21 protein-coding genes and 3 tRNA genes are annotated in these 23,268 nt (G+C 63.9%); 7 read left to right on the top strand and 17 right to left on the bottom strand.

Features of this window, described 5'->3' with window-relative positions:
- Positions 1-11: 11 nt before the first annotated feature.
- The 8 genes from PCA20602_RS01775 to PCA20602_RS01810 form a co-directional block, all read right to left on the bottom strand.
- Complete coding sequence (locus tag PCA20602_RS01775; RefSeq protein WP_150719707.1) at positions 12-3,179, bottom strand: efflux RND transporter permease subunit; 3,168 nt, start codon at positions 3,177-3,179, stop codon at positions 12-14.
- Between the two features lie 18 nt (positions 3,180-3,197).
- The gene (locus PCA20602_RS01780; RefSeq protein ID WP_246181973.1) at positions 3,198-4,496 is read right to left on the bottom strand and encodes an efflux RND transporter periplasmic adaptor subunit; all 1,299 of its coding nucleotides are present in this window, start codon (positions 4,494-4,496) and stop codon (positions 3,198-3,200) included.
- Positions 4,497-4,505: 9 nt separating this feature from the next.
- The gene (locus PCA20602_RS01785; RefSeq protein ID WP_150719708.1) at positions 4,506-5,855 is read right to left on the bottom strand and encodes a TolC family protein; all 1,350 of its coding nucleotides are present in this window, start codon (positions 5,853-5,855) and stop codon (positions 4,506-4,508) included.
- A gap of 120 nt (positions 5,856-5,975) precedes the next feature.
- A complete protein-coding gene (locus PCA20602_RS01790) occupies positions 5,976-6,362 on the bottom strand; it encodes a DUF4148 domain-containing protein (protein WP_150719709.1) in 387 nt (128 codons plus the stop codon).
- Between the two features lie 221 nt (positions 6,363-6,583).
- Complete coding sequence (locus PCA20602_RS01795; RefSeq protein WP_425495634.1) at positions 6,584-7,483, bottom strand: ABC transporter permease; 900 nt, start codon at positions 7,481-7,483, stop codon at positions 6,584-6,586.
- Between the two features lie 53 nt (positions 7,484-7,536).
- The gene (locus PCA20602_RS01800; RefSeq protein ID WP_150719711.1) at positions 7,537-8,427 is read right to left on the bottom strand and encodes an ABC transporter permease; all 891 of its coding nucleotides are present in this window, start codon (positions 8,425-8,427) and stop codon (positions 7,537-7,539) included.
- The gene (locus PCA20602_RS01805; RefSeq protein WP_150719712.1) at positions 8,424-9,518 is read right to left on the bottom strand and encodes an ABC transporter ATP-binding protein; all 1,095 of its coding nucleotides are present in this window, start codon (positions 9,516-9,518) and stop codon (positions 8,424-8,426) included. The genes PCA20602_RS01800 and PCA20602_RS01805 overlap by 4 nt, the downstream gene beginning before the upstream one ends.
- 10 nt (positions 9,519-9,528) lie before the next feature.
- Positions 9,529-10,632, bottom strand: coding sequence for an ABC transporter substrate-binding protein (locus tag PCA20602_RS01810; protein WP_150719713.1), 1,104 nt, complete (start codon positions 10,630-10,632; stop codon positions 9,529-9,531).
- A gap of 403 nt (positions 10,633-11,035) precedes the next feature.
- On the opposite strand from PCA20602_RS01810, the gene PCA20602_RS01815 reads away from it, so the two are divergent.
- The 3 genes from PCA20602_RS01815 to PCA20602_RS01825 all read left to right on the top strand — a co-directional run bounded on the left by PCA20602_RS01815 (position 11,036) and on the right by PCA20602_RS01825 (position 14,754).
- Positions 11,036-12,310 (top strand): glucarate dehydratase family protein, encoded by a 1,275-nt coding sequence (locus PCA20602_RS01815; RefSeq protein ID WP_150719714.1) that lies wholly within the window; start codon positions 11,036-11,038, stop codon positions 12,308-12,310.
- A gap of 278 nt (positions 12,311-12,588) precedes the next feature.
- The gene (locus tag PCA20602_RS01820; RefSeq protein WP_246181974.1) at positions 12,589-13,761 is read left to right on the top strand and encodes a porin; all 1,173 of its coding nucleotides are present in this window, start codon (positions 12,589-12,591) and stop codon (positions 13,759-13,761) included.
- A 246-nt stretch (positions 13,762-14,007) separates the two neighbouring features.
- The gene (locus PCA20602_RS01825; protein ID WP_083254233.1) at positions 14,008-14,754 is read left to right on the top strand and encodes a FadR/GntR family transcriptional regulator; all 747 of its coding nucleotides are present in this window, start codon (positions 14,008-14,010) and stop codon (positions 14,752-14,754) included.
- A gap of 50 nt (positions 14,755-14,804) precedes the next feature.
- On the opposite strand, the gene PCA20602_RS01830 is transcribed toward PCA20602_RS01825, so the two are convergent.
- Complete coding sequence (locus tag PCA20602_RS01830) at positions 14,805-15,494, bottom strand: pyridoxamine 5'-phosphate oxidase family protein (protein WP_150719715.1); 690 nt, start codon at positions 15,492-15,494, stop codon at positions 14,805-14,807.
- A gap of 91 nt (positions 15,495-15,585) precedes the next feature.
- On the opposite strand from PCA20602_RS01830, the gene PCA20602_RS01835 reads away from it, so the two are divergent.
- Positions 15,586-16,440 (top strand): AraC family transcriptional regulator, encoded by an 855-nt coding sequence (locus PCA20602_RS01835; RefSeq protein ID WP_217432344.1) that lies wholly within the window; start codon positions 15,586-15,588, stop codon positions 16,438-16,440.
- A 175-nt stretch (positions 16,441-16,615) separates the two neighbouring features.
- Positions 16,616-17,578, top strand: a complete 963-nt coding sequence (locus PCA20602_RS01840) for an alpha/beta hydrolase family protein (protein WP_150719716.1) — start codon at positions 16,616-16,618, stop codon at positions 17,576-17,578.
- Positions 17,579-17,602: 24 nt separating this feature from the next.
- Here PCA20602_RS01840 and PCA20602_RS01845 read toward each other — a convergent pair whose 3' ends face one another.
- On the bottom strand, positions 17,603-17,935 hold the full coding sequence (locus PCA20602_RS01845) for an antibiotic biosynthesis monooxygenase family protein (protein WP_069344444.1): 333 nt from the start codon (positions 17,933-17,935) through the stop codon (positions 17,603-17,605).
- 201 nt (positions 17,936-18,136) lie between these two features.
- Positions 18,137-19,093, bottom strand: a complete 957-nt coding sequence (locus PCA20602_RS01850) for a GlxA family transcriptional regulator (RefSeq protein WP_150719717.1) — start codon at positions 19,091-19,093, stop codon at positions 18,137-18,139.
- 100 nt (positions 19,094-19,193) lie between these two features.
- On the opposite strand from PCA20602_RS01850, the gene PCA20602_RS01855 reads away from it, so the two are divergent.
- Both PCA20602_RS01855 and PCA20602_RS01860 read left to right on the top strand, forming a co-directional pair.
- Positions 19,194-19,619: an MAPEG family protein gene (locus tag PCA20602_RS01855; RefSeq protein ID WP_150719718.1), complete on the top strand. Its 426-nt coding sequence runs from the start codon at positions 19,194-19,196 to the stop codon at positions 19,617-19,619.
- A gap of 38 nt (positions 19,620-19,657) precedes the next feature.
- The gene (locus PCA20602_RS01860) at positions 19,658-20,356 is read left to right on the top strand and encodes a GNAT family N-acetyltransferase (RefSeq protein WP_150719719.1); all 699 of its coding nucleotides are present in this window, start codon (positions 19,658-19,660) and stop codon (positions 20,354-20,356) included.
- A gap of 124 nt (positions 20,357-20,480) precedes the next feature.
- Here the strand turns inward: PCA20602_RS01860 and PCA20602_RS01865 are convergent, their stop codons facing one another.
- The 6 genes from PCA20602_RS01865 to pgsA form a co-directional block, all read right to left on the bottom strand.
- On the bottom strand, positions 20,481-21,080 hold the full coding sequence (locus tag PCA20602_RS01865; RefSeq protein WP_150719720.1) for an HD domain-containing protein: 600 nt from the start codon (positions 21,078-21,080) through the stop codon (positions 20,481-20,483).
- A 141-nt stretch (positions 21,081-21,221) separates the two neighbouring features.
- Complete coding sequence (locus PCA20602_RS01870) at positions 21,222-21,773, bottom strand: helix-turn-helix domain-containing protein (RefSeq protein WP_150719721.1); 552 nt, start codon at positions 21,771-21,773, stop codon at positions 21,222-21,224.
- Between the two features lie 257 nt (positions 21,774-22,030).
- Positions 22,031-22,104: transfer RNA gene (locus PCA20602_RS01875), tRNA-Cys, on the bottom strand.
- A gap of 116 nt (positions 22,105-22,220) precedes the next feature.
- Positions 22,221-22,296 (bottom strand) — tRNA-Gly (locus PCA20602_RS01880).
- Positions 22,297-22,345: 49 nt separating this feature from the next.
- A tRNA-Gly gene (locus tag PCA20602_RS01885) sits at positions 22,346-22,421 on the bottom strand.
- A gap of 188 nt (positions 22,422-22,609) precedes the next feature.
- Complete coding sequence (gene pgsA / locus PCA20602_RS01890) at positions 22,610-23,203, bottom strand: CDP-diacylglycerol--glycerol-3-phosphate 3-phosphatidyltransferase (RefSeq protein ID WP_150668652.1); 594 nt, start codon at positions 23,201-23,203, stop codon at positions 22,610-22,612.
- Positions 23,204-23,268 lie beyond the last annotated feature (65 nt).

Raw genomic sequence — 23,268 nt, forward strand, 5'->3', positions numbered from 1 at the left:
GCCTTCTCCAGTTAACTTCCCTTGCGACTGCGCTGCCCCACCATGCGGTAGAGCACCGGCAACACCAGCAGCGTCAGCACGGTCGACGACAGAATCCCTCCGATGACGACCGTCGCGAGCGGACGCTGGACCTCCGCCCCGGTGCCCGTGGCGATCGCCATCGGCACGAAGCCCAGCGACGCGACGAGCGCCGTCATCAGCACCGGCCGCAGGCGTGTGAGCGCACCTTCGCGCACCGCCTCGGCCAGCGGACGTCCGTTATCACGCAAATTGCGGATAAAGGATATCAAGACCAGCCCGTTCAGCACGGCAACGCCTGAAAGCGCGATGAACCCCACGGCCGCCGTGATCGACAACGGGATGCCGCGCAGCCACAGCGCGACGAGTCCACCACACAGGGCGAACGGGATACCGGTGAAGACGATGAGACCGTCGCGCACGTTGTTGAACATGACGAAGAGCAGGCCGAACACCATCAGCAACGCCACCGGCACAACGATCTTCAGACGATCCGAGGCCGACTGAAGTTGCTCGAACTGACCGCCCCACGCGGTCCAGTAACCCGGCGGCACCGCTACCGTCTCGATCTGCTTGCGAGCGTCTTCGACGAACGAACCCAGATCGCGCCCGCGCACGTTGGCGCTCACCACGACGCGCCGCTTGCCGTTCTCGCGGCTGATCTGGTTGGGACCGGGCGAGAGATCGAGCGTCGCCACTTCGGACAGCGGGATGAACGCGACACGCGGGGCGGCACCTGCGACTGTCGACGCGCCACCGCCCGCCCCTTCGGCCCGGGGCAGTGCGATGGGCAGACGACGGATCGCGTCCAGATCGCTGCGCAACGCGTCGGGCATGCGCACGACGATGCTGAACCGGCGGTCGCCCTGAAACAGCGTGCCTGCGGTCTGGCCGCCGAGCGCCGCCGCGACGGTGTCCTGCACGTCGGCCACGTTCACGCCGTAGCGGGCGATCTTCTCGCGCTCGACGTTGATCGTGAGCATCGGCAGGCCCGACGTCTGCTCGACCTTGACTTCGGTCGCGCCTTCAATCGATTGCAGACGTGCGCTGATGCGCCCCGCCACATCGTCGAGCACGGCCGTGTCGTCGCCGAACACCTTCACCGCCACGTCGCTGCGAACGCCCGAGATCAGTTCGTTGAAACGCAACTGGATCGGCTGCGAGAACTCGTAGTTGCTGCCCGGGATCGATTGGGCGATACGCGTGACTTCGTCGATCAACTGCTCGCGCGACTTGCCCGGATCGGGCCATTCGGACTTCGGCTTGAGCATGATGTACCCATCCGAGATGTTCGGCGGCATCGGGTCGGACGCCACCTCGGCCGTCCCCGTGCGCGCAAACACACGCTCGATCTCCGGCAGCTTCGCCACGAGCGCCTTCTCCAGTTGCTGCTGCATCGCCACCGACTGCGTGAGGCTCGTGCCGGGAATGCGCAGCGCCTGAATCGACAGATCGCCCTCGTTGAGGCTCGGCATGAACTCGCTGCCCAGTCGCGTGGCGAGCGCGAACGTCAGCAGCACGGTGACGCAGGCACCGGCCACCACCGCACGGCTGTGCGCCAGTGCCCAATCCAGCGCCGGCTCGTACGCACGACGCGCCAGCGTCATCAACCGATTTTCTTTTTCGGACACCCGATGGCCGATGAACGCGGCAATCGCCGCAGGAATGAACGTGACCGACAGCACCATGGCAGCGGCCAGCGCCATCACGACCGTGATCGCCATTGGATGGAACATCTTGCCTTCCACACCGGTGAGGGCAAAGATCGGCACATACACCACCATGATGATGGCCTGACCGAACAGCAACGGCCGACGGGCCTCGCGCGCCGCAGCGAACACTTCCTTCAGACGCTCGCGCAGCAACAGTGGGCGTCCCGATGCCTGCTGCGCATGCGCCAGACGGCGCACACAGTTCTCGACGATCACGACGGCCCCGTCGACGATGATGCCGAAGTCAAGCGCGCCCAGACTCATCAGATTCGCGCTGACGCGACCGGCCGCCATGCCGGTGAAGGTCATGAGCATCGCCAGCGGAATCACCATGGCGGTAATGAGCGCGGCGCGCAGATTTCCCAGGAACAGGAAGAGCACGGCGATGACGAGTGCCGCGCCTTCGAGCAGATTCTTCTTCACCGTCGCGATGGCCTTGTCCACCAGCACCGTGCGGTCGTACACGGGAATCGCGGAGACCCCCTCCGGCAGACGCTTGTTGATCTCGACCATCTTCTCCGAGACGGCGCGCGAGACGGTTCGGCTGTTTTCACCGATCAACATGAACACGGTGCCGAGCACGACCTCGCGGCCGTTCTCCGTCGCCGCGCCCGTGCGCAGTTCCTGTCCGATCGACACTTGCGCGACATCGCGCACGCGCACCGGCACGCCGCCCACGTTGTTGAGCACGACGTTGCCGATGTCGTCGGTGTTGCGCACCTGTGCCGGCACGCGAATGAGGTATTGCTCACCGCGTCGCTCGATGTAGCCCGCCCCGGCGTTGGCGTTGTTGCGCTCCAGCGCACGCACGACATCGGCAAACGTGAGGCCGTAGGAGATGAGGCGCGCAGGGTCTGGCGCCACCTGATACGCCTTGGCCAGCCCACCGATGGTGTTGATCTCCGTCACGCCCGGGACGTTGCGCAATTGCGGCTTGACGATCCAGTCCTGAATTTCGCGCAGATCCGCCGACGTATAAGGTGTGTTGTCCGGCTTGCGGGCCTGCGGCGTCGCCTCGACCGTCCACAGGAAAATCTCCCCGAGCCCGGTCGAGATCGGCCCCATCTCGGGATTGATGCCGTCGGGCAGCTTCCCCTTCGCCTGCGCGATGCGCTCGTTCACGAGCTGCCGGGCGAAATAGATGTCCGTGCCGTCCTTGAAGATGACGGTGACCTGCGAGAGACCGTATCGCGAGATCGAACGGGTCTGCTCCAGCCCCGGCAATCCCGACATGGCCGTCTCGATGGGATACGTGACACGCTGCTCGGCTTCGAGCGGCGAGTACCCCGGCACGTTGGTGTTGATCTGCACCTGAACGTTGGTGATGTCGGGCACGGCGTCGATGGGCAGACGCTGATAGGCGAAGACACCGGCGACAGCCACCGCCAGCGTCATGACCAGCATCAGCCAGCGATGCCGGATGGAAAATTGAATGATGCGTTCGAACATGCTTGGCGTCCCCGTCTGTCAATGACCGTGCTCTGCGGTGCTCTTACCGAGCTCCGCCTTGAGCAGGAAGCTGTTCGATGCGGCGTATTCGGTGCCAGCGGACAGTCCCTTGACGATCTCGACCGAGGCGCCGTCGCGGCGACCAGTTTGCACCGGCGTTGCCACGAAGCCCTTGGGCGACTTCACGAAGACCATCGTGTCGTTGCCGATCGTCTGTACCGCGTCGAGCGACACGGCGACGGGCACCGTGACCTCGCTCGTGGTGAGCGCCACGTTGACGAACACACCGGGGCGCCACACGCCCTGCGGGTTGTCCAGCGTGACGCGTGCGACCGCCGTGCGTGTCTGCTCACCGAGCAGCGCGCCGACATAGGACACACGCCCCGTCGCCTTCGAGTCGAACGCCGTGGCGCGCACCTCGACCGGCGTGCCGACGCGCACTGCGCCCAGCCACTGCGGCGGCACTGCGATTTCGGCCCAGACGGCGTTCAGATCGGAGATCGTGAACAGGTCCCCGGCTTCGGTCACCGCTTCGCCCATGGCGGCATGCTTCGCCACGACCGTGCCGTCGAAAGGCGCTCTGAGCGTGAATCGGTTCAGGCCGCCGCCATCCGTGCCGCCTGCACCTTTGTCAGCGCCTAACGCATTGAGTTTCTGACGCGCGTTGCGCAACGCAATGTCCGCCTCGCGCAGCGCCTGCTGTGCCTGAAGGAAATCCTGCTCGGCCGAAATCTTGTCTTCCCACAGCGACTTCTCGCGCTCGAACGTCTTGAGCGCCATCGCGCGACGCTCCTGTGCCGTGAGCCATTCGGCCCGCTGCTCCGAGACCTGTGTGCTGGAGATGACGGCCAGCACGTCGCCGCGCCTGACCTGCTGACCGAGATTGACGTTCACACGCTCGACCACCCCTGCCACGCGCGCCACGACGTGCGCCGTCCTGTCCTCGTTGAAACGCACTTCGCCCGGCAACTGCGTCGATTCGACGATCTGTGCCGCGCCTGCCGCCCTGACCTCGATACCGGCGGCGGACTGCTGGTCCGCACTGAGACTGACCAGCCCCTCGTCGTCGTGATCCTTCGCTTCGCCCGACGCGCGTGCGGTGTCGCCGTGTGCGCCTTTTTCGTCGCTCGCATGGCCGTCGTCTGCGCCGTCATGCGCGTGTGATGCCCCCGACGATGCCGACTGGCTGCCCGCGGGCGCCGAGACAGACGCCGAAACGGCCCTCGCAGACCGATCGAAGGCGAACAGGCCGATGGCCGCGCCGGCGATCAGCACGACGACCGCGCCGGCGATTTGCAGTTTTCTGATTCGTTGCACAGCAGATCCTTACTTGGCAGACGTTGGCGGATTAGGGGACGTGGATAAGGCGGACGAGAGGTATTCGGGGGATAACAGCGCGACGCCGTCGACCGTGCCGCCCACGGCCAGACTGGCCGTGGCATACGCGGCATAGGTGTTGGCGATGGACGTCATGTACTGCGAGCGCGCCTGCGATAGCGTTCGCTGCGCATCCAGCACGTCGAGGAAGCCGAATTTGCCCAGCAGGAATCCCCGCCGGGTGGCGTCATACGCGCGCTCGGCCTGCGGCAGGATGTTGTCCCGCAGGCTCAGCGTGGCTTCGCGCACGGCCGAGAACTCTGCATAAGACGCCTGTAGCAGCGCCTGCTGTTGCTGACGCACACCGTCATAGGCATCGCGCGCCATGTCGGCTCGTTGCGCCGCTTCCATCGCAGCCCCCCCACGCGTGTCGAAGATCGGCAGCGGAATCGACAGCCCCACGACCGCCTGATTGTCGGTACGGCCACTGTCCGTCACACGCTTCAACCCGAGGCTCACGCTCACGTCGGGCACGCGCTGCGCGCGTTCGAGCCGGGCCATGGCGTCGCGCCGGTTGATCTCTTCGCTGGCCGAGCGCATCGCGGGTGTGGTCGGCAAGGCCGATACCAGCGATGACCAGACCGGCAGTTGCGGCAAGGCGTCGAGATCGCCCGCGAGTTGCTGGGGCAGCGTCGTGTCGGACACGCCGAGCGCCTGCGAGAGACGGCCGCGTGCGCGACTGAGCGACGCGCGCGCGGACGCGACTTCGATCTGCGCGTTGTTCAACGCGATCTGCGCGCGCCCCTCGTCGACCGGTGAAATCTTTCCGGCCTGCACGCGTCGCCGGGTGGCGGCGTAGGTGTCCTGCGCGATGTCCTGCGTCTCGGTGGCCAGCGCCACGAGCGCCGTCGCCGACAACGTTTCGAAATAGCGCGTGACGACTTCGCTGCGCACCGTCGTCTCGGCGGTCTGCGCGTCCAGCGAGGCGACACGCTGCGCCGCCTCCCCCGCCTCGACCCGGTAGTGACGCTTTCCCGCAAGCTCGATGGACTGCGTCAGTTGAAAGGTCGTTGTACGCGACGCATTGCGGAAGTCCTCCTGCAACACGGACAACTCGGGGTTCGGGCGCGCCCCGGCCTGCATGAGCGCCCCGGTTTGCGCATCGATCTCGCGTCGCGCGATGCGCAACGTGGGGTGGTTGTCCAACGCCAGTTGCATGGCCTGCGCGAGCGTGAGGCCTGTCGTCTGGCCGGATGCCGTGACGGTGGCGGAGGCGGAGGCGGGTTGCGATTGGGCATAGCTGTTGCCCATCACGGCTGCGCTCATCGCGAGGCAGGTCGTGACGATCAGGTTCTTCATGAAAGCGACACCAGGAATCCCCCTGAGCGTGCGCTGCTTCCGGCAACGTGCCCAACGGGGAGAAGATGCGAAAAAATGCGAAAAGCGGCTCGGGCCAATGCGGGAGCCGCGTGAATCAGGTCAGTTGGCGGCCTGTCGCGACGGGAATGGCGAGACAGCGGGCGAGACAGCGGGCGATACTGTGGGCGACATACGCGGATAGACCGAATCGGGTTGATTCATCAACCCCAGACGCTGGGCCTCGACCAGTTCGCGATACACCTCGTCGCGGGTCTTGCCTGACGCACCCTGCGTCGACTGAATGGCCTTGAGATTCGACGGCACCGGCACGCCTTGCGCGTGCGCCTGCTTCAGATCCGACTGAATCGTTTGCGGCGTGGCGCGATTGGCGTCACCGGCGGGAGGGAAGAAAGGCTTGGCGTCGTCGTAGACGTGATCGGCGCGGGCCGCGGTGGACATGAGGGCCATCAGGCCGACGGCGGCGTAGAGCGCTAGGCGCTTTTGCATGGTAGTACCCCTTTTGCTTGGCTAAGGAAGGCTGGACATCGAAGCCTGTTGGGTACCCATCGTAGGAAGCGCGCGCCTACACCAACATGAAACGCAGATTACATTTTTGTCATGTGGAAAAGGCCCGCACTCATGACGAATGCGGGCCTTCGGTGGTCCTGCCGACGGTGGCGCCGAGGGGCGTCGCCCTCGTGTATGCGCCCCCCGTATCCGCCCCGGTGTCACTCTCCCTTCGGCGCTTCCTTCACACGGCTGACAAGCTGCGTCGGGCTCACGAATTGCAGCGCGATGAGCACCCACAGCAGCGTGATCGCCATGTAGATCATCGCCATCGCATCGATGGACTGCGGCGCACGCACGCCGGTGGAGAACACCGCGTAGTACAGCGCCACGACCAGCGTCTGCGTGTCGGGCCCCGCGGTGAAGAACGTCAGCTCGAACATGCCGATCGTGCGCACCAGCACGAGCAACCCCGCCGCGAGAATGCCGGGCACCAGCAGCGGCAGCAACACGTAACGGAAGTACTTCAGCGTGTTCGCCCCGAAGATGCGCGCGGCCGATTCCAGATTCGGATCGATCTGTTCGATGAACGGCGTCATGACCAGAATCACGAACGGCAACGATGGCACGAGGTTCGCGAGAATCACCCCCGTGAGCGTGCCGCCCAGACCGACCTTGTAGAGCACCGTCGCCATCGGAATGCCGTACGTGACCGGCGGCACCATCAGCGGCAACAGAAACACCAGCATTGCGAGTTTCTTGCCGGGAAACTGCGCGCGCGCCAGTGCATAGGCCGCCGGCACCCCCAGCGCGATCGACAACAGCACGACCGCGCCCACGACCTCGACCGTCACCCACAGCACGTCGGCCAGTTGAAAATCACGCCACGCCTGCGCATACCAGTGCAGCGTGAAGCCTTCGGGCAGCGGCGTGCCGAACCAGCGCGTGGCGAACGAGTTCATCGTGACGGTGGCAATCATCAACGCCACGTTCACGAGGAAGAAAATCATCGCGCCCCACACCAGCACGCGCCACAAGCGCGAACCGGGCCCCTCGCGGCGCAGCTTGCGCCGCGCTTCGGGCGCGACCGCCGTCTGGCTTGCGGCTCCCTTCGTTGCCATGAACTCTCCGTTTTGCGCGGCCAGCGTGCCGGCCGGATGCTTGTCTGCGACGCTCATCCCTTGCCTCCCGTGGTCGGACCGCTATAGAACGCCCGGCGTGCGCCGAGCATGCCCGCCACGATCAGCAACTGAACGAAACCCATCACGATCGCCACGCACGAGGCGAGCGAATAGTCGTAACTCTCGAACGCCGCCTCGTACGCCGCGATCGACACGACACGCGTCGCCCCGGCAGGTACACCGAGCAGCACTGCCGACGGAAACACCGAGAACGCCTGCACGAACGACAGACATGCCGCCATCGTCAGCCCCGGCACCAGCAACGGCAGATAGATCAGACGGAACTGCTGCCACGGCCCGGCGCCCAGCGTGCCGGCGGCGCGCGCGAGCGTCGGGTCGATGCCGGTCACGTACGACAGGATCAGCAGGAACGCGAACGGAAAACCCGATATCACCAGCGAGATCAGCACGCCCCAGTAGTTATGCGTCAGGCGGACTTCGTCGTGATACAGCCCGAGCGCATGCAACGCCTGCGGGAACCAGCCGTTCGGGCCGTAGTACGTCAGCATGCCGTCGGCGATCAGCACCGTGCCGAGCGTGACCGGCACGACAAGCAGCATCGTCACGAATTTCGATGCGCGCGTGCTTTTGCGCAGCGCGAACGCTGCCGGGATCGACGCGCCGACGTTGATGAGCGTCGCAGGCACCGCGAGTTTGAGCGTGATGAGCACCGTCGGCCACAACGTCGGATCGGTGAAGAACTTCAGGTAGTTCGCAAGGACACCGCCCCCCTCCATCGGCTGGAACGACAGGAACAGGCCGTAGGCGAACGGATACACGAACATCGCGACCAGACACACGAGCGCCGGTGCGACGAGCCACCCGCGCCCGTCGAAACGTGCAGCCGGCGTCGTGTTGATCGCGGCGGAAGCTGCGGCACTCATGCGCGCTCTCCGGCGTAGACGAGCGTGCGCTCGGCGGGCACGCGCAGCGGCACGCGCTCACCGACGGCGTAATCGCCCGGCAGCCGCGCATACAGCGGCCCGAACGGCGACGCCATGCGCAACAGCGAATCGCGACCGCCATACTCGACCGTCTCCACGACCGCCTCGAAGGCATTGTCATTGGCAGCGGGCGCGCGCTCGAAATCGTCGGGACGAATTGCCACACTCACCTTGCCCTCGACTTTTCCGCCGGCGGCGGGCGGCTCCATCAGCACGCCGTCGAACGACGCCCCGCCGCAAGACACGCGCGCACGCTCGCCCTGCGCCGAGGTGATCGAGACATCGAGCACGTTGCGATAGCCCATGAAGCGCGCCACGTGCAGATTGCGCGGACGTCCGTACACATCGCGCGGCGCACCGATCTGCTGCACGACGCCCTCTTTCATCACGACGATACGATCGGCCATCGACAACGCTTCGTCCTGATCGTGCGTGACGTAGATCGTCGCGCGATCGAGCTTGCCGTGGATGCGACGGATTTCCGCACGCATTTCGATGCGCAGCTTCGCGTCGAGGTTCGACAGCGGTTCGTCCATGAGCACAACCGGCGGTTCGATCACGATGGCGCGAGCAATCGCCACGCGCTGTTGCTGACCGCCCGACAACTGTCCCGGCAACTTGCGCTCGTGGCCCACGAGCTGCACGAGTTGCAACGCTTCGCGCGAGCGCTTCTCGATCTCGGCACGCGACACGCCGCGCATGCGCAGCCCGAACCCCACGTTATCCAGCACGCTCATGTGCGGGAACAGCGCGTAGTTCTGGAAGACCATGCCGAAGCCGCGCTTCTCGCTCGGCAGCACGTCGATGCGCTCGTCGTCGAGCCAGATCGCGCCGCCCGTGAGCGGCGTGAGTCCGGCAATGCAATTGAGCGCCGTCGACTTGCCGCAGCCCGAGGGGCCGAGCAGCGCGATGAACTCCCCACGCTCGATGCTCAGATCGAGGCCGTTGAGCGCGGCCACCGACTGTCCTTCGGCGTTGGTAAAGCTGCGCGCCACGTGATCGAGCCGCAGTTGCTGGAAGTTGTGCTTCATGACGAGACCCTTATTTCGACTTCTGCGAACCGATCTCCGCATCCCACTTCTGGAACGCGGCGACCATCGCCGTCGCATCGAGCGGCACGGCGTGCGGGAAGTCGGCGATGAGCTTCGCGTATTCCGGACGGCCATACTTCGCGATCGTTTCCTGACTCTTCGCCGGGGCGGCGGACAGCGGCACGTCCTTCACCGCAGGCCCCGGATAGAAGTAGCCGTCGTCGTACGTGAGCGCCTGTTGCGCCGGTTCGAGCATGAAGTTGATCAGCTTGACGATCACGTCCATCTTCTCTTTCGGCACGCCCTTCGGCACGACCATGTAATGCGCGTCGTTCACCCACGTGAACTTGTCGAACGACTGCACCTTGAACGTTGCCGGCACGATACCGAGCGCACGCGGATTGATGTCCCAGCCCGTAACGGTGACGGTCATGTCGCGGCTGCCTTCCCCCAACTCCTTCATCACCGCCGACGTGCCGCCCGGGTAGTACGGAATGCACGTGTCGAGTTCTTTCAGGAACGCCCACGTCTTGTCCCATCCCTTGATCGGATCGTGCGGATCCTTGTCGCCGAGCAGGTACGGCAGCCCCATCAGGAACGTGCGCCCCGGGCCCGAGTTGGCCGGACGCGCATAAATCAGCTTGCCCGGATTCGCCTTGCACCAGGCGAGCAGTTCGGCCGGCGTCTTCGGCGGGTGCGTCACCTTCGCCGGGTTGTATTCGACGAGCGGACCGGCAGGCATGAACGTCACGGCCAGCCCGTATCCCTTCGAGAGTTCCTGCATCGCACGCACGTTCGGCGCGTACTTGTCGAGCACGCCGGGCAACTTGGCGCTGTAGTCGGGCAGCAGGCGTTGCCAGAGGTTTTGCTGAATGCCTGCGGCCAGCGCGTCGGTCCCCGTCAGCACGATGTCGATGTCGGAGCGGCCGGCCGCCTGCATGGCCTTGATCTTGCCCGGCAACTGCGGCGCGGGAGCGTTCGTGAACGTGATCTTGGAGACGAGATCCGGGTACTTGTCGCGGAAGGCTTCAAAGCCCTTTTGCGTGAGCGCGAGATTGCCCGCTACGTCCACGACGTTCAGCGCGACAGGCGCTGCGCTTGCGGCACTTGCCATGCTCGCGAGTCCTGCGGCACATGCCACTGCGCCAAAAGTGCGTTGCCAGAATCCCCTGCGGCTGAAGGCCATGCTGTCTCCTTTTGGTTAAATTTCTCGTAAGTCATCATATGACTGAGATATGAGATTTGCAATTGGGAGACATGCCAAATCACCCCAGTGGTTTCCCTAAGTGATCCTGATATCCTTGTTTAATCGGGCTTTAAAGCCATATTTCATCAGGATGCCGATCATTTCACTAGGGATTTCACCGATAGAGAGGGGCCATGGCGTCACCTAAATTACGGCCAGTCATACGATGACGTAAAAGTGACATAAAGCACAACATGAGCCGCGATATGGACGTCGCAGATGGCGTTGCCGCCGACGTCACGTCCCTGGTGGAGACCGAGGAAAAGTTGCCGTGAAAATCCAGCGCATCACGATCACCCCGATTGCTTTTCGCGACCCGCCGCTGCTCAACGCCGCGGGTATTCACGAGCCGTATGCCCTGCGCTCGATCATCGAAATCGAGACGGATAACGGGCATGTCGGCCTCGGAGAGACGTACGGCGATGCGCCGGTGCTCGCGCTGCTCGAAAACGCCCGGCCGCATCTGATCGGCATGGACCCGTTCGATACCAATGGGCTGCGCGAGCGCGTGGCGGCGGTGGTGCGTCAGGGCGTGCGCGGCGAGCGCGTGGAGTACGAACTTGCCCCCGGCACCGACCCTCGCAAGGACGCCGAAAAAATCTACTCCGCGTTCGAAGTCCCGTTTCTCGACTTGCAGGCCAGGCATCTGGGCATCCCGCTCGTCGAACTGCTGGGCGGCGCGGTGCGTCAGGAAGTGCAGTACAGCGCGTACCTGTTCTTCAAGTACGGCCAGCACATCGATTCGCCCTATGCGCCGGACAGTTGGGGCGAAACACTGAATGCCGAGCAACTCGTGGCACAGGCGCGCTTCATGATCGACACCTATGGCTTCGGCAGCATCAAGCTCAAGGCCGGGGTGCTCGAACCGACGGAAGAAGTGAAGTGCCTGGGGGCGCTCAAGCGCGCATTCCCCGACACGCCGCTGCGCATCGATCCGAACGGCAACTGGTCGCTCGCCACCGCCATTGCGATGGGACGCGAACTCGCGGGCGATCTCGAATACTACGAAGACCCCACGCCCACGCTCGAAGGCATGGCCGAGCTGCATCGTGCGACGGGCATGCCGCTCGCCACGAACATGGTCGTCACCGACCTGCGGCAGTTTCGCGAGAACGTGCGCCTGAACGGCGCGCAGATCATCCTCTCCGATCACCACTACTGGGGCGGATTGCGTGACACGCAGTTGCTCGCGCGCATGTGCGAGACGTTCGATCTCGGCCTGTCGATGCACTCCAACTCACACCTCGGCATCAGCCTGATGGCCATGACGCATCTGGCCGCGAGCGTGCCGCGTCTCTCATACGCGTGCGACACGCACTACCCGTGGCAGGAGGCCGACGAAGAGGTCGTGCGCGGGGGCAAGATCGCGATTCGCAACGGCGCGGTCGCTGTGACGAAAGCGCCCGGCCTCGGGCTGGAAATCGACCCGGACCAGTTGGCGAAGCTGCACGAACAGTATCTGCGCTGCGGATTGCGCACGCGCAACGACGCCGTGCAGATGCGCAAATACCGCCCCGACTGGAGCGGCAAGGCACCGCGTTATTAACGGCGATTGCGTAGCGGCGATACGTCAAGGCGATGACGTCAGGGCGATGGCTCAACGGTGATTGCGCACGACCCCATGAGGACGATCACGTCAGCGCCGCTCGCGCGCGGCGACAGAACACCACGGCAGCACCTTGAGTAGAGGCAACACGAGAACGAAGCAAGAAGAAGCGAAGCGAAGAGAAGGAAGCGAAGCAGCGCAAGCCTCAGACGCACACCCCGGTGTGCGATCCGCCCAATAGGCGAAGTCCAGGAAAATACATCACAAGAGGAGAAGTCGTGAGACATTCGAAACTGTTTGCCGGGCTGGTACTGGCCGGTCTCGCCGCCGGTGCCGTGCCGGCGTTTGCCCAGTCGAACGTGACGCTGTACGGGATCGTCGACGATGCACTGACTTACAGCAGCAACCAGAACGGTAAATCGAACACTTACCTGCGCAACGGCAACCTCGCGGGCAGCCGCTGGGGCCTGCGCGGCACGGAAGATCTCGGTGGGGGCACCAAGGCACTCTTCCAGCTGGAGAACGGCTTCGACGTGAACAACGGCGCGTTGAGCTCGTCGGGGGTGATGTTCAACCGTCAGGCCTTCGTCGGCCTGAAGAACGATCAGGCCGGCACGGTCACCATCGGTCGTCAGTATTCGCCGTACTACCTGCTCGTGGGCACGATCGGTCCGGTCGCCTACGTAACGGGCGCGACCGGCGCTCACCCCGGCGATATCGACGGTCTCGACACGACCATCCGCATCAACAACTCCGTGACGTACACTTCGCCCGTTTTGTGGGGCGTGACGGCCAGCGTGCAATACGGCTTCGGCGGTCAGCCCGGCGCCATGGGCAAGGGCAACACGTTCTCCGGTGCGCTGCGTTACGACGGCGGTCCGCTGTCGCTGGCAGCCGGTTACCTTCGCATGAACAACGTAGGCGGCGGCACGACGTGGAATGGCGCGTCGACGGGCACGCCGGGCACGTCCGCCGTCAATCAGGGCTATGTCACCGCAGACTCACTGCAACACATCGCCGTGGCCGGTATCTACACGATCGGCAGCGTGACGCTGGGCGCGAGCTACAGCAACGTGCAATACAAGCCGGGCGCCGCGTCGTTGTTCCACGACTCCGCGGTCTTCAATACGGCCGGCGTGCATGCGTCGTGGATCGTGGCACCGCAGTGGCGTCTGGCCGCTGCGTACAGCTACACCGCCGCCTCGAAGGCCAACGGCATCACCGACGCCGCCACGTACCATCAGGTGTCGCTCGCGCAGGTGTATTCGCTCTCGAAGCGCACGTCGCTCTATGCGCTCGAAGCGTGGCAGCACGCCAACGGCAAGTCACTCTCGGCCAACGGCGTGAGCATCATCAACGCGGGTCCGGTGGTCGGCGATTCGCAGAACAGCACGCCGTCGGCAACGAGTTCGCAGTTCGTCGGCATGCTGGGGATTCGCGTCGATTTCTGACGTTCGTCCGTCTGAAGTCAGGCTGTCCGGAGCGGCGCCGTGCGCGTGCCGGTCCGGGGAGTTCCGAGTGGTCGCGAGAAGTCGCACAATGCAGTGCTCTCGGCCGCCAGCGCCCGATATCGTCTGGGTTGTGGCGCTGGCGGTCGATTCTTATCGGTTGTCGTATGTATGCGACGGTCGATAAGGTAAACTGGGGGTGCTTTTCGCCATTTATCGTCACCCACAATGCCAACCGACGCCATGTCCATGACCAGCCCGTTGCCCGCACGTCCTCGCCGCAAGTCTCGCAGCCTCACGGAGGAGGTGGTGAGCGCCTTGTCCGAGCAGATTCGCGCCGGCACGTTCCGCCCGGGCGACAAGCTGCCGACCGAGTCGGCCATCATGGAAAGCCTCGGCGTGAGCCGTACGGTGGTTCGCGAGGCGATCTCGCGATTGCAGGCAGCGCAACTGGTGGAGACGCGTCACGGCATCGGCACCTTCGTGCTCGAAGCGCCGCGCGAGAATGCGCTGCAAGTCGACACCAACAGCATTCTCACGATGCTCGACGTGATGGCGATTCTGGAGCTGCGTATCTCGCTGGAAACGGAAGCTGCCGGTCTTGCCGCGAACCGTCGCACCGACACGCAGCTCAAGGCGATGCGTCAGGCGCTCGACGACTTCGAAATGCACGTGCGTCAGCGCACCGGCAATGCCGTGACCGCCGACGTCGCCTTTCACCTGCAAGTGGCGAGCGCGACCGGCAACCGCTACTTCCACGACATTCTCGAACAGCTCGGCAACACGATCATCCCGCGCACGCGCGTGAACTCGGCCGCGCTGGCCGACGACGATCAGGTGTCGTATCTGAACCGCGTGAATCGCGAACACGAAGACATCTACAACGCGATCGCCCGACGCGATCCGGAAGCCGCACGTGCGGCCATGCGCACGCACCTGACGAACAGCCGCGAACGTCTGCGCCGTGCGCAGGAATCGGCTGGCACGCAAAGCTGACAAGATGAGCGAGGGCTGACCGCGCGCTCGTCTGCCTTCCCCTGCCTCACTCAATAAAGATCGCCGCGCACCGCACGGTAGTAGCCGGCATCGATCTCGCTTGCGCGTGCCTTGTCCATTCCGGTGAGCGCCGTCTTCATGTCTCCCATTGACGGCACCGCCTTGCGGTCGACGTGCGATTCGGCGCGCCAGAGCTTCGCGCGATTGATCGCCTTGCCGCAATGAAACAACACTTCGTCGATGTGCACGACGATGGCCGTCTTCGGTGTGCGCTCGCCCTCTTTTAGCGTCGCCAGCAAGGCCGGATCGGTGGCAATCCTTGCATGGCCGTTGATCCGCATGAAGACTTCCAGCCCCGGGAACAGAAACAGCATGCCGATGCGATCGTCTTCACACAGGTTGCGCAACGAGGCGATACGGTTGTTGCCCGGCCAGTCCGCGAACATCACGGTCTTCTCGTCGAGCACCTTGACGAAGCCCGGCTCACCGCCACGCGGCGAGGCATCGAGCCCCTCGGCGCTGCCCGTCGCCACGCAGAAGAACGTGGCGACGTTGAGATATGCCACGTGAAATGAGAGCAGGTGCGGTAACACACCCTTCGTGATCATCTCCGATGGCGGGTCGTAAAGCTGAGTGAGATCGACATGAGATGCGACCGCTGGCGTCGGCGGCTCGCAAGCGCGGTCATCGGCGGTATTGGGGAGATCGCCGGACCCGGCGGGAGGGATGGGCTGCGACATGGCACGCTCCTTCAAGAACACGCGCCGAGCATATCCCGGCATTGGGTGGCGCTGATAGACTATCGGCGCCATTCAATAGCGAAATGACGCCATGAATTTACCGAAACACCTCAAAGCCAAGATGGCGCGCGTTCAGCACATGGACGCGAGTGATCCGCCGCTGATCGCGCTCGTCGGTCGCGAAAGCACGCCGCGCGTGTCGCAGACGCATCATCACGCGTCCGGTCAGTTGCTTGGGTTGTTCAACGGTCTGATCTCCGTGCGCACGAGTCTCGGCGCGTGGGTCGTGCCGACGACGCGCGCCGTGTGGGTGCCGCCGCATTGTCCTCACGCCGCGTTCTCTCACGGGCCGTTCAACGGCTGGGCGGTGTACGTCCGCCCGGACCGATGCGCGGGACTGCCGGAGCAACCGCGTGCGATCGAGGTCTCGGGACTGCTGCGCGAAGCGGTGGTCAGGGCCGCGCAATGGGACATGGGTCCCCCGGACCGGGCGCAAACGCACGTGATGCAAGTGATTCTGGACGAGATCGCGCTAAGTCCCGCCGACGCCTTCCGTCTGCCGATGCCCGGCGACGCCCGCCTGAAACGCATCGCCACCGCGCTCGTCGACAACCCCGCCGATGCGCGCACCCTCGACGCATGGGCCGCCTGGGCGAACACCGCGCCGCGCACCGTGAGCCGTCGTTTCGTCGAAGAGACCGGGCTGACGTTCACGGCGTGGCGTCAGCGGGCGCGTCTGTTGCGCGGGCTGGAACTGCTCGCCGCCGGACAACCGGTGGGCACCGTCGCGCTCGATCTCGGCTACGACAACGCCAGTGCGTTCATCGCGGTATTCAAGCGCACGTTCAACACCACGCCCGGCCGTTACTTCGCCATGGCATCGCCCGACATCGCGGATGCGCGCGCCGCCGGAACGTTGGTGGCCGATGACGACGCGGCAGGTTGACGTCGTTTGCGCGGGGACCTCATGGCCATAGGTTCATGACTTCATCGAGACTTCATGCCCCCGCAACATCCATGATTCGGAGGATTGCTCAAACGTCAGGGCGCGAAGTAGCATGAGCGTCGATTTGTGAGTGAGAGCCCGAACCTCGGATCGCCACCGGAACGCCATCCATCCCATGACACCCCTCGTCGGACGTTCTGCTTTGCACGCTCGATGCCTCTGCGTCGCCGCGCTTGTCGCCTCGCTCATTGCCACGGTCTTCGCCACGCCTGCGGCATACGCGGCGACAGACGACGATGCGTCGCCCGCGAGCGCCGCCCATGCGCCGGTCAAGCCCGAGATCGTCTCCATCAAGCTGCCCGGCGCGGGCACGTTCGGGGGCGACGTCGACATGCACACGGAGGTCTACAAACCTGCCGGCGACGGCCCCTTCCCCGTGCTGATCTTCGAGCATGGACGAGCGGGTGATCCGCAGACGCGCGCGAAGCTCACCGCGCCGATTTTGCCGGGCCATGTGCGCTTCTGGCTCGCGAAGGGATTCGCGATCGTCGCGCCGATTCGCGTCGGGTACGGCTTGACGGGCGGACCGGATCGGGAGAACTCGGGGGCGTCGTTCAATCAGTCGGGACAATGCACGCGTCGCCCGGACTTCGAGACGTTGGCCAAGGTGACGGCAGAGGCGAACCTCGCCGTGCTGAAGTGGGCGCAGGCGCAGCCATGGGCGGACAAGAACCGCGTGGTGCTGGAGGGACGCTCGGTCGGCGGCTTCACCACGGTCTCCACTGCGGCGACCAACCCGCCGGGCGTCGTCGGTTACATCAACTTCTCGGGCGGCGCAGGCGGCTCGCCCGAGCGCGCGCCGCAGCACAGTTGCGACCCCGAGCAGATGAAAGCGGTGTACGGCGAATTCGGCAAGCGCACCAGGATTCCGGGCTTGTGGCTGTACGCGCATAACGACCAGTACTGGGGCCCGGACGCGCCCAGACAATGGTTCGACGCGTTCGCGGCGTCAGGCAGCCCGGCGCAGTTCGTTCACACGGAAGACATCCCGGGCCACGACGGTCACATGCTGCTCACCTACGGCGGCAAGATGTGGTCGGCGCCGGTGAACGCGTTCCTCAAACAGATCGGCTTCTGAGGTGTCGTCGGCCGACGTCCCGCATCATTTCACGATGTGCGGGACGAGCACGTGAGGCAGCTTGCCGTCACCGTAACTGCGCAGCACTTGCGAGATGACGACCTGATAACCATCGAGCCATTTCGACTGCGCGGCCTTCGCTTCGATATGCGTCGGATGCCGAATCAATTGCTCAAGCGATTCGAGCGACGCCCAGTAATACACATTCGAGACCTGCCCCGTCGCAGCGTTCTCCCACGCCTCTTCGCCGAGGTACCCGGGAATGCTGCGCGCCGCCTGCGCGATCGCCTGATCGAGCCGATGGAACTCGTCGTCGAACGGCTTTGCAGCGAAGATGAATGTGGAGGAATACGTCATGGAGGGAAGGCTGTGAGCAAAGAGAGGCCCGGCGGACGGGGTGAGGTTTGCGCCGCGATTCTCGGGTATTTCCTTCGCCATGTCCATGGTCGGCCGAGGGCGTTGCACGTATCGCACGTCTCGCCCGCGTGACACGTGAAGCGCGCACAGACGGCAGGTTGCTGAGACGCTGAATCTGCGAACAGCGTCAGACGTCTGCGTTCAATCCTTGCGCAGTTCCTTGACCGTGCGTCCGAGTTTTCGCCGCAGCAGGCTTCGCAACGTCGACGCATCGGCATACCCGACTTGCGCCGCGACGGTATCGAGATCGCAACCGTTCGACACGAGTTGTCGCGCGCGTTGAATGCGCAGGTCCTGGAAGAACGCGAGTGGCGATTTGCCGAGCACTTGCTCTGTGCGACGTTGCAACGTGCGCACGTGAACATGCAGTGCGCTCGCCGCGCTCTCCAGCGAAAACCCTTGTGACATGTGCTCGCGCGACCATCGCTCGAACCGCTCGACGAGCGGATCGGCGTGCGCCAGATAGTCGGGAATCACGTACTGCGCCTGCGACGCGCGATTGTCGATCAGCAGAAACCGGGCGACGTTCGACGCCAGTTCCGGACTGACCTGTCGCACGAACCACAAGGCAAGGTCGAGATGCCCCATCGCGGCGCCCGCTGTCACGAGGCCATTGGACGTCACGATCATGCGCGAGTCGTCGAGCCGCACCGTGGGGTAACGCTCGCGAAACAACGGCGAGAGCGACCATGTGGTGGTGGCCTCCTCGCCGTCGAGCAGTCCGCTGTCGGCCAGCACGAACGTGCCGATACACGCCGCCGCAATTCCGATGCCCTGCGCACGCCACTCGCGCAGATGCGACTTGGCGGCCTCGACGTCGCGTCGCGCCAGCGCGGGCACGAGGACATTCGCCATCTTGGCGTTCAACGCGGGCACGACGACCCAGTCGGGACGGTCGACTTCGCGCGCCGGTTCGACCGCCATCGTCAGGCCGAGCGCAGTTTTCACTCTCGGCTTCACGCCGATGACCGTGACCTGAAACGGTTCGGTGTCGGCGCCGCCTAACTTCGCGATCTCGTTGGCCGTGCACAGGGTATCGAGGATCGCCGTGATGCCTGTGTCGAACATGCCGTCGAGTGCAAAGACGCAAACCTTCATGTCGCAAATCGCCTTAAAATTGTCATTTACGACTATATCTCCGTCGGCTGCGCCTGTCTAGAATCGCCGCATATTCAACGACTTCCCGAGGCCAGACACGATGAAGCTCACGCCCGAACTGTATTACCTGACCTGCGTGACGGCGATGACTGCCGCGATGTGGATCCCTTACATCGTTGGCGGCATCGTGCTGCGCGGACCGATGCGCGCGATGGCGAATCCGGCACTGGAAGGGACAGCGCCCGCGGCAGGAGCGCCCGCACCTGCATGGATGCAACGGGCGAAGCGCGCCCACGCGAATGCGGTGGAGAACCTCGCAGTATTTGCGCCGCTGGTATTGATCGCCGCGTTGTCGGGCATCTCTACGCCGTCGACGGTCTTTGCGGCGAAGCTTTATCTGACGGCGCGCATCGTCCATTACGTCGTCTATGTCGCGGGCATTCCTGTCGTCAGAACGCTCGCGTTTCTGGTCGGCTTCGGGGCAACGGTGTCGTTCGCCACAGCGATACTCGCCCACGCGGTTTGAGCCGGGATTTCGGCAGCACATCTTTCAGGAAACCGATCATGGAAAAGCAGAATCCCGGTCATCTCGACAGCCCCGTGTGGCATGCGCTTTCGACAACGCAATCGGCGCTCGGCGAGGGGACACCTCTGGCGCGTCGTTATCACCCGGATGTCGCGCCGTTCGCCGGCATCGAGAACACGACATTGGAAGCGTTTCAGGCACTCATGCCCCTGATCCCGCAAGGCGGCTTCGCGTTCGTGCCGACATTGACGGCGTTGCCGCCGATGGAGGGCATCCATCACGAGCACGTGTTTTCGGTGATTCAAATGGTGGATTGCGCAGACGCCCTCGGCACTGACGAGGACGACGCAACCATCGTGCAACTCGGCACGACGGACGTGCCCGACATGATGGCGTTAGCCGGACGCACGCGCCCCGGTCCCTTCTGCAAACGTACGATCGAGATGGGGGATTACGTTGGCATTCGCGTCGACGGCGAACTGATCGCGATGGCCGGAGAGCGCATGTGTTTCGACGGTTACGTGGAAATCAGCGCGGTGTGCGTGGACGAAAGCCATCGCGGTAAATCGATCGCCCGACGGCTGATGAACCGGCTCCGCCGGGAGATCCGCGCACGAGGCGACATCCCGTTTCTTCATGTGAAGGACGACAACGACACCGCCATCGCGCTCTACGAACGGATGGGGTTCGTGCGGAGGCAAACGCTTGTTATGCATCGCATTGCGCACGAAACGTGATTCGAGATGCGGCGTGCGCCGGGCGCAGTCAGACGCGCGGCGTAGGGCGCACGCTCAGGCGACGGTTCGCATGGTCGTGTCGGCGTGTGGCGTGTGGCGTGTGGCTGTACGGGCGAGCGTATCGTTATGACGCATTTCGCAGCAGGCGATCTTGCGTCGCGTCATCGATCCGCTGGCGAACGTCGCGAAGCGATGGAACCGCATCGGTGGCTTTTCGTCCGTACTCGAGATTAAAGGCGTAATCGAAGTCGGGCGGGTTATCGCCCTGCGCGTGTTGCAGCATCGTTTCGAGCTTATCCAGCGCCTTGACCGCGCGTGCTTCGGGCGTTGCCGCTTGCGAGTATTCGTCCCAGAGCGCGACGATCTGGTCACGCAGCGGCGCGTCGAGCGATGCGCAGATTGTCAGGAGATCGCGACGCTCGGCGGCATCTTTGTCGACATCAGCGCGTTGCGCAGGTGCGGGTACGTCACCGTGAAGCGCTTCGCCCAGGTCGTGTACCAGACATAGCGCCATGACCCGCAACGGGTCGACGTCACCGAGCCGATCCATGAAGACCATCGCCATGAGGCCGAGCCGCCAACTGTGTTCGGCGGTGCTCTCGCGACGTCCGGCCGAGGTGTGTGCGCTTCGCAGCACGTCTTTCAGACGTTCGCACGCGCGCAGGAAACTCAGTCGCCCGTCGATTGTCGGTGTGCCTGTCGCTCCATCCGTCGTCGCTTTCATCGCCCCTCCCGCCTCGCGCTCATCCTGTGTCGATGAATCAGTCTATGCGTCAGCGAGACGGCCATCTACGCATAAATTATGCGTGGCCGATTCGATCACGTTGGCGCGAGGGCATGGGTGCAATGCGGGTTCGAGGTTGATTCAAAGTGTTTCGACGAGTCGCGCCACGGTGCCGTCGGACAGCGTGAAGCGGGTCCATCGGCAGCGACTGTCCCGAATCGGTACGAGTGTCGAAGCATTGCAGCCCGTGTCGAATTCGACGGACTGCGTTGGATGTTCACCCCATCCCGCAACTCTGAGCGAGTGTTCGCGTGCCCGAATCGCATCCGTCGCGAACGGCCACAAGGACTTGCCCATCAGCGTGGCAACCGGCGCAGAGAACTCCATCGCCCGCGACGGCGAACAGGCGAGCAACCGGTGCGTGAGGTCGCAGACGAGATGCACGGGCAGGGCATTGAAGTTCACGAGTGGCGCCAGCGCTCTGTCCGCAGCCGAGTCGAGACTTGCAGCCAGCAGCGGCTCGATCCGCGCCAGTTCGTCCGCGCCGATCGCGAGTGTTCCGGCCTCCCAACGCGACACGGTCGATTGGGATACGCCGAACAATGCCGCCGCGTGCGTTTGCTTGATTCGCCGCAAGGTGCGCCAGCGCCGCAGTGTAGCCGCAGGCGCGTACGGAAGTTTCGGCGACGTCATGTCGGGCGCCGATACAAAAGGCCTAATAGGTGTACTCACAACCCTCTCTCCGATTCCGTTTTGTCGCCCGTTATCCACTTGCGTACACGGCAAATCTTACTGAATTCCGGGTGGCAAATCGCCCTTTCCCGGGGGGACGAGACGGGTTTTGACCACTTGTAGCGGGCTTTGGTGAAAATGAAACGGGAAGCGGAAACAGGAAGCGGAAACAGGAAGCGGAAAAAGAAAAAGCCCTGACAAGTCAGGGCTTTTGAATTTGGAGGCGGGAGTCGGAATCGAACCGGCGTACACGGCTTTGCAGGCCGCTGCATGACCACTCTGCCATCCCGCCATCGGGATATGCTGCCGCATTGTAACCGCTCGCTGTTGCCATCGAGGGCGCCCTTCGGATCGATCGCCGTGGGCTTTTCGGCAAATAAAAAGGGAAGCCAGGCTTCCCTCTGGATTTGGAGCGGGAGACGAGTCTCGAACTCGCGACCTCAACCTTGGCAAGGTTGCGCTCTACCAACTGAGCTACTCCCGCATGACACCGAACACCAAGGATCAACTCACTTAATGTCCAGTGTAAAAACTGGAGCGGGAGACGAGTCTCGAACTCGCGACCTCAACCTTGGCAAGGTTGCGCTCTACCAACTGAGCTACTCCCGCATTGTCATGCGTACTACCAATCCATCAACTTCTTAAAACTTCGCTGCCGGGCTAGTGCCGTAGCAGCGAGAAGGAGATTATGTCTAAACGTCGATTCAGTGTCAAGCACCTGCACTGAAAATTTGTGAAGTATTTTCTCCTTCACCGCGCAGTTCGCGCGTCTATCCCGCATTTTCAGGAACTTACGCTCACATCTGCGCGCCGCCACGCTCGCGAATCTGCGGCCACGCGCGGCGCAGATAGTACAGCATCGACCACAAGGTCAGCACCGACGCCACGTAAATGAGCCACGTGCCCCAGAAGCGCGAGTCGAAACGCAGACCGTTCCATGCCACCGTGCCGTTGAAGAGCAACAGCGGAATCGCCACCATCTGCGCCGCCGTCTTGATCTTGCCCAGTTGATGCACCGCCACGCTGCGCGACGCGCCAATTTGCGCCATCCATTCGCGCAACGCCGAAATCGTGATTTCCCGACCGATGATGATCAGCGCCACCAGCGCATTGATCCGGCCCATCTGCAACAGCATCAGCAGCGCCGCCGCCACCATCAGCTTGTCGGCCACCGGGTCCAGGAATGCGCCGAATGCCGACGTCTGGTTCCAGCGACGCGCCAGAAACCCATCGAACCAGTCCGTCAGCGCCGCCAGCACGAACACCGCGCACGCGACCCAGTTCATCTCGACCGATGACAACCAGGTCGTCGGCAAATAGTAGACGCCGACCACCAGCGGGATCAGCACGATCCGAAGCCAGGTCAGGAAGATGGGGACATTAAAAGGCATGGCAGCATGAGTTCGGCAAACAGCGGTCGACACACGGCGCGCTCGGCAGCCGTACCAGACCCGCA

The sequence above is a fragment of the Pandoraea capi genome, assembly GCF_902459735.1.
Classification (GTDB): domain Bacteria; phylum Pseudomonadota; class Gammaproteobacteria; order Burkholderiales; family Burkholderiaceae; genus Pandoraea; species Pandoraea capi.